The sequence below is a fragment of the Gorillibacterium sp. sgz306347 genome (assembly GCF_059735245.1).
On the sequence record NZ_JCAPET010000025.1, the window covers coordinates 1 to 12,219 of the forward strand.

General features: G+C 58.1%; 11 protein-coding genes. 5 read left to right on the forward strand and 6 right to left on the reverse strand.

What is annotated here, in order from left to right:
- Positions 1-125 precede the first annotated feature (125 nt).
- From AC6I6H_RS14160 to AC6I6H_RS14175, 4 genes are all read right to left on the reverse strand, one after another.
- Positions 126-1,904, reverse strand: a complete 1,779-nt coding sequence (locus tag AC6I6H_RS14160) for an alpha-amylase family glycosyl hydrolase (RefSeq protein WP_497954521.1) — start codon at positions 1,902-1,904, stop codon at positions 126-128.
- Entirely contained in the window at positions 1,901-2,737 is an 837-nt protein-coding gene (locus AC6I6H_RS14165) for a sugar ABC transporter permease (protein ID WP_497954522.1), read from the reverse strand. The genes AC6I6H_RS14160 and AC6I6H_RS14165 overlap by 4 nt, the downstream gene beginning before the upstream one ends.
- A complete protein-coding gene (locus AC6I6H_RS14170) occupies positions 2,734-4,047 on the reverse strand; it encodes a carbohydrate ABC transporter permease (RefSeq protein WP_497954523.1) in 1,314 nt (437 codons plus the stop codon). The genes AC6I6H_RS14165 and AC6I6H_RS14170 overlap by 4 nt, the downstream gene beginning before the upstream one ends.
- Before the next feature lie 80 nt (positions 4,048-4,127).
- On the reverse strand, positions 4,128-5,435 hold the full coding sequence (locus AC6I6H_RS14175) for a sugar ABC transporter substrate-binding protein (protein ID WP_497954524.1): 1,308 nt from the start codon (positions 5,433-5,435) through the stop codon (positions 4,128-4,130).
- A gap of 364 nt (positions 5,436-5,799) precedes the next feature.
- On the opposite strand from AC6I6H_RS14175, the gene AC6I6H_RS14180 reads away from it, so the two are divergent.
- Both AC6I6H_RS14180 and AC6I6H_RS14185 read left to right on the forward strand, forming a co-directional pair.
- On the forward strand, positions 5,800-6,822 hold the full coding sequence (locus tag AC6I6H_RS14180; protein ID WP_497954525.1) for a LacI family DNA-binding transcriptional regulator: 1,023 nt from the start codon (positions 5,800-5,802) through the stop codon (positions 6,820-6,822).
- A 123-nt stretch (positions 6,823-6,945) separates the two neighbouring features.
- Positions 6,946-7,647, forward strand: a complete 702-nt coding sequence (locus AC6I6H_RS14185) for a Crp/Fnr family transcriptional regulator (protein WP_497954526.1) — start codon at positions 6,946-6,948, stop codon at positions 7,645-7,647.
- Here AC6I6H_RS14185 and AC6I6H_RS14190 read toward each other — a convergent pair.
- Positions 7,641-8,378: a DUF1361 domain-containing protein gene (locus tag AC6I6H_RS14190; protein ID WP_497954527.1), complete on the reverse strand. Its 738-nt coding sequence runs from the start codon at positions 8,376-8,378 to the stop codon at positions 7,641-7,643. The genes AC6I6H_RS14185 and AC6I6H_RS14190 overlap by 7 nt on opposite strands.
- Before the next feature lie 217 nt (positions 8,379-8,595).
- On the opposite strand from AC6I6H_RS14190, the gene AC6I6H_RS14195 reads away from it, so the two are divergent.
- From AC6I6H_RS14195 to AC6I6H_RS14205, 3 genes are read left to right on the forward strand one after another with little or no spacing between them, the layout of a single operon-like run.
- On the forward strand, positions 8,596-9,630 hold the full coding sequence (locus tag AC6I6H_RS14195) for a LacI family DNA-binding transcriptional regulator (protein ID WP_497954590.1): 1,035 nt from the start codon (positions 8,596-8,598) through the stop codon (positions 9,628-9,630).
- Between the two features lie 39 nt (positions 9,631-9,669).
- The gene (locus AC6I6H_RS14200) at positions 9,670-10,122 is read left to right on the forward strand and encodes a VOC family protein (RefSeq protein WP_497954530.1); all 453 of its coding nucleotides are present in this window, start codon (positions 9,670-9,672) and stop codon (positions 10,120-10,122) included.
- A gap of 23 nt (positions 10,123-10,145) precedes the next feature.
- On the forward strand, positions 10,146-10,811 hold the full coding sequence (locus AC6I6H_RS14205) for a ThuA domain-containing protein (protein WP_497954532.1): 666 nt from the start codon (positions 10,146-10,148) through the stop codon (positions 10,809-10,811).
- 322 nt (positions 10,812-11,133) lie between these two features.
- On the opposite strand, the gene AC6I6H_RS14210 is transcribed toward AC6I6H_RS14205, so the two are convergent.
- Positions 11,134-11,895: an SDR family NAD(P)-dependent oxidoreductase gene (locus tag AC6I6H_RS14210; RefSeq protein ID WP_497954533.1), complete on the reverse strand. Its 762-nt coding sequence runs from the start codon at positions 11,893-11,895 to the stop codon at positions 11,134-11,136.
- Between the last annotated feature and the right edge of the window lie 324 nt (positions 11,896-12,219).

Genomic DNA, 12,219 nt, shown 5'->3' on the forward strand with positions numbered 1-12,219 from the left:
CTCCGGTTCCGCCCGGCTCGCCGCCGCGCCCCGCTCCCGCGCTCCGGCCCTCTGGGGGCTCCAGCTTGCGCCCCCGGTTCCGCCCGTCGCACCCGCCTCGCCCGCAGCGTTTGCCGCCGTTCGGACTACGGCTTAACAATCGCCGTCGTATACGGCGGAAGCGTCAGCGCTCCGTCCTTGACCGCGCAGCCCTCCGCGGTTGCTCGCGCAACCTGGGCGAAGGCTGCCCCGGTAGGCGAAGCCTCCAGCCGGATGGTTTGCGCCCGGCCGGTGAGGTTGTGCGCCACCAGCACAGGGCCGCTGCCGTGCGTCCGCACAAACGCCAGCACGCCCGGATTGCCGGAAGCATATGCGGCGATGCCGCCTTCGCCAAGCGCGGGCTCCGCCTTGCGCCAGGCGATCAGCTCCTTGTAGCGGTTCAGCAGCGAATCCGGATCGCGCAGCCCGGCTTCGGCCGAATCCGGCCGATCGCGGTTTTCCCGGATCGGCTCCCAGGCCGTCTGGCCGCCGCCCGGCCGGCCGTTTTCGTTCCAAAGGAACGGCTCCCGGATCTCCTCGTCGGGCTTCGTGCCTTTCATTCCGATCTCCTCGCCGTAATAAAGAAACGGGTTCCCCGGCAGCGTCAGGAGAAGCGCCGCCGCCGTGCGGGCGTGATCGGGGTTGCCCCGCAGCTCGGACATGACCCGGTTCTGGTCGTGGTTGGCGAGGAATACGGCGTCGACAAACTTTCCGCCCGACATGCGGCAGTAGTAGGCGTAGATGTTCTCCAGCCTGCCCGCCACATCGGGCGCGGTTTCGGAGCGCGCCGCATCCACAAGCAAACCCGCGAGGTCAAAGTTAAACGCGGAATCCAGCCCTTCGCCCAAAAGCGGCCCGATCGCTCCCGCCGAGTCCATCACTTCGCCGACGAGATACACGTCCGGGTTCACGGCGGCCAAACCTTGGCGAAACTCCTTCCACCAGGCCGCATTCTTCACCATCACCGCCGGCTTCCCTTTGTCCGCCGTGAAATCCTCGTAGATGTGCTTTGCGGCGTCGAGGCGGAAGCCGTCCGCCCCCTGCTCCAGCCAGAACCGCCCCGCCCGGATCATCTCCGCGCGAACGTCGGGGTTGTCGAAATTCAAATCCGGCATCCCGTTCCAAAAAATGGCCAGGTAATGCGAGCCGTTCTTTTCGGCCCAGGCCGGGCCCGAGGACGCGGAGCTTTGGCCGGACGGGGAAACGCCGCGGTCCTCCGCCCAAACGTACCAGTCACGGTACTTGCCGTTCTTGCCGGAGGCCGCTTCCTTGAACCAGGGATGCCCGGCGCTGGTATGATTCACAACCAGATCCACAATTACCTTGATGCCCCGCTTGTGCGCTTCCGCCGTCAGCCGCTTGAAGTCCTCCAGCGTTCCGTAATCCGGATTCACCGCGTAATAGTCGGTCGCATCATACCCATGGTAGCTGGGCGACGGCATCACCGGCATCAGCCAGATGCCGCCGACGCCAAGGTCGGCGAGATAGTCGAGCTTGGCCGTCACGCCGTTCAGGTCCCCGATCCCGTCGCCGTTCGTGTCGTAAAAGGAGCGGACGAAAATCTCGTAATAGACGGCGGTCGGCTTTTGGTGCGCGGCCGCCGCCGTTAATCCCGGCGACGCCAAAGGCTTTTGCGACACAGCCGGCGCAGAGGCGGAAGCGCCCCGTTTTCCGCTTTCTGCCGCCGTCGAACTCCCGCTTTCCGCCGCCGCCGGTTTTCCGCTTTCCCCCGCCGTGCCGCCGCCCCGGCTGCAGCCGGCGAGAACCCCCGTTCCGGCCAGCAGGAGCGCCAGGGCGACCGAAGGAACGCCTCCCCGCCACTTGAAAGAAGAAGCCGGGCTGCGTCTCCCTTTTCGGCGGTCCACCGGATTCTTCGCCCTCCTCATCCTTTGTTTGCTCCCGATGTCAAACCCTGCACCAGGAAGCGCTGCAAAAAGAAGAACAGCAGCGTGATCGGAATGGAGATCAACACGGCCCCGGCCGCAAACAAGGTAAAGTTGCTGTCCTGATACCGGCTGACCAAATCCCACATGCCGACCGCAACCGTCCATTTTTCCTTGGTGCGAAGCACGAGCCGGGCAAAGATAAAGTCCATCCACGGTCCAACGAAGCTTGTCAGCGCGACATAGGTAAGCATGGGACGGGACAACGGAAGGATGATCCGGGTGAAGACCTTCAGGTGACTCGCGCCATCGATGCGGGCCGCTTCATCCAGACTGCGGGGAATGGTATCAAAGAACCCTTTTACAATAAATCCGCCAAGCACCGCTCCGCACGAATAAACAAGCACGATGGCCGTATGGGTGTCCAGCAGGTTGATCTGCATCAGGATGATGTAAATCGCGGTGAGGCTCATAAAGCTCGGGAACATGCCAAGCACCAGCATAAGCGTCAAAGCGGTCTGCCGCCCCTTAAAGCGGAACCTCGACAACGAGTACATGCCGAGCGTCACCAGGAACGTAGACAGAATCATCGAAAAGGTAGCGATTTTCAAGGTGTTCAGATACCAGGTGCCGTACAAAAAGGTTTTGGTGGTAAACAGCTCCTTATAATGAAGGAGCGTAAAACGGCTGGGGATAAAATCCGGGCTGTACAGAGCCGTCCCCGGCCGAAAGGAAGACAACACAATCCACAGCACCGGATAAACCGCAACAACCGTGGCCGCTATAAGGATGAGATAACTGATCGTCAGTCTAAAAGCATTTTGTTTTTTCTTCATTGGATCATATCCTCCTCTTTAAACGACCGTGAGCGCCGGAAATTCCAGATGGAGAACGAGGCGATAATAAGGAAGATGATAATTCCGATTGCGGCGGCCATATTGAATTTGCTGTTGTCGAGCGTCAGCTTATACAGCCAGGTAACCAGCAAGTCCGTGGCACCCGCGAATTGATAGTCGCCTTTCATCGGATTGCCGTTGGTCAGCAGGTAAATGACGTTAAAATTGTTGATATTGCCGGCAAATTGCATGATGAGAACCGGCACCGTTGTGAACAGGATAAACGGCAGCGTGATAATGCGAAATTTCTGAAAAGGAGTGGCGCCGTCCACTTCGGCCGCTTCATACAGATCTTTCGGAATCGATGTCAGGACGCCGAGAATCAACACCATGCTTACCGGAATCCCGACCCACATGTTGACGACGATAACGGTTACTTTTGCCCAGAAAGGATCCGTCAGCCAGGGAAGGCCATCCAGACCGAACGCTTTAAAATACTGATTAATGGGGCCAAAGTGCCCGTTAAAAAGGTTTCTCATAATCAGCAGGGAAATGACCTGAGGAACGGCGTACGGAAGAATGAAGATAGTGCGCCACAATTTCTTGAACCGGATCCCCTTTTGTTCGATAAGGAGGGCCACCAGCATGCCCCCGAAATAAGTGGTCACCGTCGCCGCAACGGCCCAGAAAATGGTCCACCACAGCACGCCGAAAAAGGTTTGGCTCCAGGACTTCATTTGGACCAGATCGCCGAACGTGCGAAAACCGACCCAATCCACCAGCTTGGCCGGCGGAATATGATCAGGCGAGGAGTAGTTCGTGAAAGCCAGAAGGACCGTAAACAAAATCGGCATGATGGTAAAAAACAATACCCCCAGCGCCGGCAAAGACAGCATTAAGTGCGGGAAATAATTGTCGGTCAGATTGGCGAGCGATTTGGAAAAGGCGGGAGGTGTCTTGCCTTCTTCCCGGAGTTTTCCCGTTTTGTAGGCGTCGTGGATATTAAGAACATAAATGAGCGCAAAAATAAGGAAGATAAGCAGGACGATCATTCCGTCAAGCAGCAGGAAGATGGAGTGGTCGCCTTTCTGAAGAACGGTCGAATTGTTCACCTTTACAAATTTCTGAGTCGTCTCGCCAAGGGTCGTCAGTCCCCATATGGCATGACCGAACCTGGGAATCAGATAAAAAAGCCCCAAAGCCTCGAGCCCGGCGAGCAAAATCCCTTTTATTCGCTGCCCGTTATAAATTTGGCCCAAGCCTTGCACCAGGACAGATAAAATCGCAGCCGTTTTGCGGTGCTGTTTCATGACGTATGGCTCCTCTCCACGATAAGTCGGAATCACCCGCCTATGGCTGCGGCGGGTGATTCTCTGAAAGCGGCTGTTTGTTATTCCGAGGTCTTCATGGCATCCTTGATTTGCTCAACGGCTTTGTCCAAGGAGGTTTTAACATCCGTGCCTCCATCCCAAATGTCGGTCATGGCGGAGGTTATCGGATTCCAGACACTATTCATTTCAGGGAGGGAAGGCATCGGGATCGAATTCTCAAATTGCTTCAGGAACGCTTGATTGAACGGGTCGCCGCTCACCTTCGGATCGGCGGCTACTTCCTTGTTGGAAGGCAGGCTGCCGGTCGTTTCGAAGTTCTTCAATTGCGACTCCTTGCTGGACAAGAATTCGGCCAGCAGCTTGGAGGCGTTCGGATATTTTGTAAAAGCGTTGACATAATAGGCTTTTACACCGGAGAAGGAGGTCATCGGCTTGCCGTTGAAGGAAGGCAGCGGAGCTACACCGAAATCCACCCCGGCATTGCGGTAATCGCCGATTCTCCACGGGCCGTTGAAGTCCAGAGCCAGCGTACCGGAGGTAAACAGCCCGGTTTTGATGTCCAGGCTGACATCGCCGGTTTTGAGCGGCAGGACCGAATCCTTGAGGGATTGCATGAATTTGGCGCCTTCAACCGCTCCTTCGTTGTTCAGGCCGATATCATCCTTGTTGGTGTTGTTGTCGCCGAATACATAGCCGCCGGTCGTAGCCAGGAAACTAAAGTCGTAATAAAACTGCTGCAGCTCCCACATAAGCGTGTATTTGTTGTTTTTGGGATCGTTGTAGGTTTTGGCGAATTCGATAATTTCGTCAAAGGTCGAAGGGGGCGTAGGGAACAGTTTTTTGTTGTAGAACAGGGCATAGGTTTCGATATTGTACGGATAGCCGTACAGGACATCGTCGAAAGTCACCGCACGGACGGCATTTTCCGCATTTGCGGACGTGGCTTCGTCAGCGAAAACGTCATTGGGAAGAATGAGTCCGGCTTGCGCGGCGCGGCCCACCTGGTCGTGGGGGAAGACGACGATGTCGGCACCAAGACCGGCAGGACCGTCCGTGGTCAGCTTGGTGACTTGATCGGTCGGCGGCAATTCTTCGTATGTAACCGTTACGCCGTATTTGTCCGTAAATTCCTTCAGGCGCTCTTCAAGGAAGCCCTGCTGAGGCTTATCTTCCCAAATTTTCAGCGTAGCTCCCTCTTCGGGAACCAGTGCGGCAGGAGCCGTTGAGCTGGACGGAGCTTCGGATGCCGAGGGAGCGGCGGAAGCTGACGGAGAGGCGCTTGAGCCGCTTTCGCCTTTGCCGCATGCGGACATCGTAGCAACCATCGAAACCGCCATGAGGAATGTTGCCGCTTTTTTTAATTTCATTTGAAAAAACCCACCTTTCGAATAAAAAAATGTTTTGCCGATTACCGAGCAAACGTTTGCGCATTCAAGAACATGTTTTTCTGCGATAAAGTCCGTTTTTTCTGCGTTTGTCCCCGTTTGCGCAACTGTAAGCGCTTGATTCTGCGCAAATGAATCATACAATAAAGCGCAAATGCACAAAAGTGATTGGTTTTGCCAATACTGCCAATAAATCCGGGTCAATCTCTCAAAATCGCCCGATTTCTCTTCCATTCTTAATTTCTTGTTTTTCCTCAATCCGCCAAAAGCAGCCCTGTTTACATGTTGTGAAAATTAAGTTAGAGTATCAGGGAAAGACAAACGTTTGTACACGGGAGGAACCTACATGGCCGTGACTATAATTGATGTCGCCAAGAAAGCAGGAGTCTCCCCTTCTACCGTTTCCCGCGTCATCTCCGGAAGCTCGCGGATCAGTGCTGAAACCTCCGAGCGGATTCGCACCATCATGGATGAAATGGGCTACGTCCCGAACAGCATTGCCAAAAGCCTGGTTTCCCGCACGACCAATTCGGTGGCGCTGGTGCTGCCCCGTCCGGCGGGCGAACTGTTTATGAACCTGTTTTTCTCCGAATTGATCCGGGGCGTTTTGACTCAATGCGCCCGGGCGGGGATCGACCTGGTGATGACCTCCGGCTCGTCGGAACGTGAAGAAATCGACGGGGTTGCCCGGCTTGTCAAAGGCCGCAAGGTAGACGGAATTCTGTTGCTTTATTCCCGCAAGAACGATGCGGTGATCGACTTTTTGCGCAAACAGGACTTCCCCTTCGTGCTGATCGGGCGAAGCGAAGCCGCCGAAAGCATTTATTCCGTGGACACGGACAACCGGAAAGCCGCCTTTGACGCGACGCGCCACTTGATCGAGCAGGGGCATCAGCGGATTGCTTTTGTCGGCGGCCCGCCGAACCTGATGCTTTCCATCGACCGGCTCGAAGGCTACAAGGACGCCCTCGAAGCAAGCGGCATCCCGCACCGGCCCGAATGGATCATGGACAGCGATTTTCTCCAGGAAAGCGGATATCGGGCCATGTCCCTGATCATGAGCCAGCCGGACAAACCGACCGGCTTTGTCGTCATCGACGACATGGTTGGCTTCGGGGTGCTGCGCGGCCTGACCGAGCTGGGGTATTCCGTCCCGAACGACGTCTGCCTGCTCGGCTTTAACAATCTGCCCGTGGCGGAGCTTGCTTCGCCGCCCATGACCAGCATGGACATCGGCATTTACGAGCTCGGGTACGCCGCTTCGCAGATGCTGCACCGGCTGATCAAGGGCGACATCATCAGCCACAACCGCGTGCTGATTCCGCACCGGCTCGTGGTTCGCGAGTCGTCGCTGTCCCGGCGCGGCTGAAGCCCGGGACATGATTTTGGAAGGTGCGCCTTCCACGGGGATCTATACCGCCGCCGGAACGCCGCCCGCCGGGCGGCTTTTCGGTTTTCCGCGGCGTTTAATCGAGGGGCAGGAGGGATTGGGATGAAACGAGTATCGGACCGCGCGGAAATCCGTGCGGCCGCGGAAACAAACGGGATTGTCGGGCAGTTCGGAGAAGCGGTCGCGGAAACGATGGAGCTTCGGCTTTACGGGCACGGCGAAGCGGTCTGCATCGCTGACGCCAAGCCGGAAGGGCTATTTTTTCTGATCGAGGGGAAATTGAAGGTTTATAACCTGCTGCCGAACGGCAAGTCGATGCTTCTGCGCTTTATGCATCCGCCGGCCATTATCGGCGACGTGGAGCTTTTCGGGGATTATCCGGTGAAAAACATGGTGGAAGCCGTGGGAAACTGCCGGCTTTTGCTGGCGGAGCGAACGGCGCTGCTGGAGCGCGCGGGGGAAAACCCGGCCTTTTTGCAGTTTATGATCCGCCAGCTCAGCCATAAGCTTTACACCCTTGGCAACGCGTCGGCGATCAACCTGCTCTATCCGCTCGAGAACCGGTTTTCCAGCTATCTGCTTTCCCTGCCGGGCGCCGCCGGGCGGTCGGGAGGCGCCGCAGAGGGCATCCGCACCTCCAGCCTGGCCGAAACGGCGGAGCTGCTGGGCACCAGCTACCGGCATTTGAACCGGATCATCCTTCGCTTGACGGAGGAAGGCATCATCGAAAAACGAAAAGGCCGCATCCTTGTGCTGGATGAAGAAAAGCTGCGCGAGCGGGCGGGCGGAACCGTGTATCAATAAGACCGGCTTTCTCCTCCCCCGCTTCCGTTTTCCCGCGCAAACAGAACCATCACCGCGTATCCGATGAGGAGAACGAGGAACATTTTCCCGCAGAACTCCGCCGCGTGCGCGAGTCCGGACCGGTCGGCCAGCAGGAGAGACAATTCCCTTGCCAAATCGCGCGGAATCGTTGCCAGCTCCCAGCTGTTCCAGCGCAAAAACCGGCCGAGGTAGATCCCGAAGCTGGACATCCCCAGCACGGCGAAAGCAAACCCCCACCCCGCCGGCTCCCCGAACGACCGGCGAACCAGCCGCTGAACGGAATGCAGCGCCACAACCCCGATCAGAAGCCCGAGCAGCGCAACCAGAAACATCGCAAACAGATGGTCCCAAAAAGGCATCGCGCCCCAAAACCTTGTATCGGGATCGATCGGAAACCGGGCAAAGACGTGCAAAAGATCCGTGATCATATAAGGCGCATTCGGATAAAAAAACAGCCACAGCAGCCCGAAGCCGGCCAGAAGCAGCGTGCGGAGCAGCCCTTTGCGCAGGGAATAAGCCGCATCCAATGCGATCATAAACAAAACCGGGAGCCAGGCCAGGAACATGTTCCAGAAAATGAACAGATAAGGCCGCTGCCCCGACGGCAGCTCGATGCGGTAAACCAGCGCCAGGCAGACGGCGCTCGCCGCCAGCAAAGCGAACACGGTATATAGCTTTCGGGGATACCCCAACTCCAGAAAATCCTTCACGCTCCCACTCCGCCTCCATCTCTTTTCTATTCTCTCAGAGGTTCATTTTTCCTTAACAGTATACACGATTTCCCAAGCTCATGGCCTACTGCCCAAACTTACCTGTTGTAAACACGTGTTAAATTTGTTTTTTTAAATGTTTGACTTCCCTTTTGAATGCGCGTATATTTGTCTTGTGAACACGTGTTTATGACAAGGATGAGACCCCTTGAAGAAAATGGAGATTAACAGCACCGAAATCGCCAAGCTGGCCGGCGTTTCCCGCAGCACGGTCAGCCGGGTGATCAACAACTATCCGAATGTGCCGGAGGCCACGCGGGAAAAGGTCATGCGGGTCATCGAGCGCCACCGCTACGTTCCCAATCTGTCGGCCCAGATCATGGCGGGCAAAAACTCGCGCACGATCGGGCTGTTCCTGACATCCATCGCCCCCGTCGCCAATGACATCCTGACCAACATGCTGATCACCCGGGTGATCGAGAGCGCTTCCCTGCGCGGGTATTACGTTCTGACGCACATCATCCGGCGGATCGGCGACAAAGAAGAGCAGCGGGCGGTAAAGGAGACGTTTTATCAAAAGCGGATCGACGCCGGCCTGTTCATCGGAACCGCCAATTACGAGCCGCTGGTGGAGGAGCTGATTGGGGAAGGGCATCGGGTAGGCGTTCTGGACCAAAACCTGCCGGGCCGCCGCGAGCCTAACCGCTTGGTCAGCAACTTCGACAACCGCTCGGGCATGCGGCAGGCCGTCGGGTATCTTGCCGGTCTCGGGCACCGCGACATCGCCTTCATCCAGGGCGATCCCCTTCGCTGGTCCGGACCGGACAAGCTGGAGGGCTTCCGGCAGGCGATGCAGGCCGAAGGGCTGCCGGTGCGCGAGGACTGGCTGATCCCCGCCGATTTTACAGAAGACGGCGGCTATCAGGCGGTGGCGCATTGGCTGGACAGCACGACTCCGCTTCCGACCGCCATCGTGGCGAACAACGACAACGTAGCTTTCGGCGCCCTGCGCGCCATTGCCGAAGCCGGCCTGCGGGTGCCCGAGGATCTGTCGCTGATCGGGTTTGACGATCACCTTCTGAGCGCCCGGATCCGCCCTGCGCTCACTACGATCCGGGTCGATTTTTCCGCTCTGCTGGATCAGCTGGTCGCCGCTCTGATCGAGACCATCGAATCCGAGCCGGCGGCAGCCCGGCAGTTTCTCGCCCCGGCCACGCTGGTCGTCCGGGATTCGTGCAAAGCGCTTCTTTAAGCACCCTTTCTTTTATTCCTACGCGAAGGAGACAAGAACATGGACAACAATTTGCTGAATACCCGGGTGATCACCCAGATCGGGCTCGTCGTGCGCGACATCGAAAAGGTTTCGGAAGCCTATGCGCAGTTTCTCGGCGTGGAGAAGCCGCAGTGGTTCTGGACCGATACCGCCGACATCGCCCGTACCGAATACCTTGGCAGCCCTTCCGAAGCCAGGGCGAAGCTGGCTTTTTTCGACTGCGGAAGCCTGCAGCTGGAGCTGATCGAGCCGGACGAGCACCCCAGCGTTTGGCGGGATTTTCTCGAAGAGCGCGGAGAAGGCGTCCATCACATCGCGTTTGTCGTGGACGGCATGAAGGACAAGCTTTTGCGGCTGGAGCAAAACGGCATCCCGCTGCTGCAAAAAGGCGAATACACCGGCGGACGTTACGCTTACGCCGATTCGGTTAAAGACTTGAAGGTTCTGATTGAGCTTCTGGAAAACGACTAATTCGATATGGAGTGGAGCGCATCATGAAACGGATCCTGGCCGCCGTCGGCGATTTTTACCATGACGAAACCTTGATCAAAGAAGCACTGGAGCACATTCTTTCCCCCTATCTCGCCTCCGGCGAAGTCCGTCTCGACTATGCCGGGCGCGCCGACCTGGTCGACCGCCTGGAACAAAAGCCCGATGCGGTGGTGCTTTTCGCGGAAGACCGCCTGGACCCGCAGGGTCAGCCCGAAGCCCGCTGGATGACCGCGGACCTATCGCGGCAGATTGTGGAATATGCTGCACACGGAGGAGCCTGGATCGCCTGGCATTCAGGGCTGGCGTCCTATCCCGAGCAAGGGGACTATGTCAAAATGCTGCGCGGCCAGTTCATCAGCCATCCATCCGAGCACGCGGAGGTGACCTACACACCGGTTGCGTGCAGTGAAATCGGGCTGGACGCCGCTCCGTACGCTTTTGCAGACGAGCACTACTTTGTGGAATGCGACAAGGCGAACACGCATGTGTTTCTGCGCTCCGCCTCGCGCGACGGCGAATCGGAAGCCGGCTGGGTTCACCGCTACGGCGACGGACGGATCGCCTGCGTGACGCCCGCCCATCTGCGCGAAGGGCTGATGCATCCCGGCTTTGTCGACACCATGCGCCAGGTATTCGCCTGGGCCGCCGGGTTAAGCAAAATCGGCTGAGCCCGGGGGCAACGCTCCTTCGAAGAAGGCGGCGCGTTCCCCGGCTAACCCCAGGACCCGGTTAATCCCGCGTGGCCCCTCTCCCCAGAAGAGGGGCGGCGAGTTGACTGGTTAACCCGGGATTCGGTTAAGCCCGGCGGGCACCACTCCTTCGAAGAGGGGCGGCGCATTGCCGGGCTTCCGGCTGTCGTGGCGTTGCCTGCCGCTTGACCCGCACGCAGGGCACACGCGGAGCAGCCGCTTCCCGCCACAATAAAAGAACCTTTCCCACCCGTTTTGAACGGGACGGAAAGGTTCTTTTTGTTTGGTTCGGCGCAGGCCGTCAGATGGCCGGCATGACATTGCCGCCGCAAACAGGCACGTAAGCGCCGGTGATGAAGCTGGCGAGCCCGGATGCCAGAAACGCCACAACGTTGGCGATTTCCTGGTCGGTTCCGCGCCGCTTCAGCGCCACGGTTTGCTCGTAGGACTCGCTGCGTTCCGTGTTGTTGGCGCGGTCGTTATCGCTGATCGTCCAGCCGGGTGCCACCTGGTTAACCGTGATCTGATGCTCGCCGACTTCGCGTGCCAGCACGCGGTACACGCCGTCCATGCCGCGCTTCCCGGCTACGTAAGCGGCTTGGGCGGGGGTGTTTTGCATGGAGCATTCCGTGTTGATTCCGACGAAGCGGCCTTCGCCTTTTTCGATCATGCCGGGAATAAATGCTTTGGCCAGGTAAACGCTCTGCATGACGCAGGAATCGAACTGCCCGGCGAAGTCTTCGGGCGCCTGCTCCAGGATGGTGGTCCACTGGTATTGAATGACGGCATTCGCGACGACGATATCGACGCCTCCGAACTCGGCGACCGCCCGTTCCTTCATTGCCATGATGGAGTCCAGGCAGGTGACATCCGCCTGCAGGGGCAAAGCCCGCCGCCCGAGCGCATGGATTTCATCGCGCAGCTCCTCCGCTTTGCGGCTGTTGCTGTTGTAATGAATAATGATGTCGGCCCCGCAAGAAGCCAGAGTACGGGCCATCACGCGGCCCAGTTGGCCGGTAGCGCCGGTGACAAGCGCTGTTTTGCCGGTCAAGTCGATGTTCATTCCGGTTCGTCCTTCCTGTCTGGAGATGGATAACCGGCGGAACGGAAGGCATGTCCGTGAACAAGGCCAAACCGCGCGAAAAACCGGCGACAGCGCGCCGCATCCGCGCGGATTTCTCCGCATCGCCGTCTGTTTCCACCAGTATACCAAAAGAGGCCGCGGGGATGAAACGAGATCGGGTGCGGGGGGGTGCAGACTGTAATGAGCAAGCTCGCAGTCGGCCGAAAAGCTAAAGCGCACGCCCCCCCAGTTGGAGAGGCGTGCGTGCAAAGTGCAGCGTGATGGGTCGACCTTCCAAAGTGCCAACCGTGGCCCGATTGACCT

Bases quoted from the DNA above. Each gene is read 5' to 3' on its own strand.
- AC6I6H_RS14165 (WP_497954522.1), bottom strand. From the start codon at position 2,737: ATGAAGAAAAAACAAAATGCTTTTAGACTGACGATCAGTTATCTCATC.
- AC6I6H_RS14180 (WP_497954525.1), top strand. From the start codon at position 5,800: ATGGCCGTGACTATAATTGATGTCGCCAAGAAAGCAGGAGTCTCCCCT.
- AC6I6H_RS14175 (WP_497954524.1), bottom strand. From the start codon at position 5,435: ATGAAATTAAAAAAAGCGGCAACATTCCTCATGGCGGTTTCGATGGTT.
- AC6I6H_RS14205 (WP_497954532.1), top strand. From the start codon at position 10,146: ATGAAACGGATCCTGGCCGCCGTCGGCGATTTTTACCATGACGAAACC.
- AC6I6H_RS14195 (WP_497954590.1), top strand. From the start codon at position 8,596: ATGGAGATTAACAGCACCGAAATCGCCAAGCTGGCCGGCGTTTCCCGC.
- AC6I6H_RS14185 (WP_497954526.1), top strand. From the start codon at position 6,946: ATGAAACGAGTATCGGACCGCGCGGAAATCCGTGCGGCCGCGGAAACA.
- AC6I6H_RS14200 (WP_497954530.1), top strand. From the start codon at position 9,670: ATGGACAACAATTTGCTGAATACCCGGGTGATCACCCAGATCGGGCTC.
- AC6I6H_RS14170 (WP_497954523.1), bottom strand. From the start codon at position 4,047: ATGAAACAGCACCGCAAAACGGCTGCGATTTTATCTGTCCTGGTGCAA.
- AC6I6H_RS14210 (WP_497954533.1), bottom strand. From the start codon at position 11,895: ATGAACATCGACTTGACCGGCAAAACAGCGCTTGTCACCGGCGCTACC.
- AC6I6H_RS14160 (WP_497954521.1), bottom strand. From the start codon at position 1,904: ATGAGGAGGGCGAAGAATCCGGTGGACCGCCGAAAAGGGAGACGCAGC.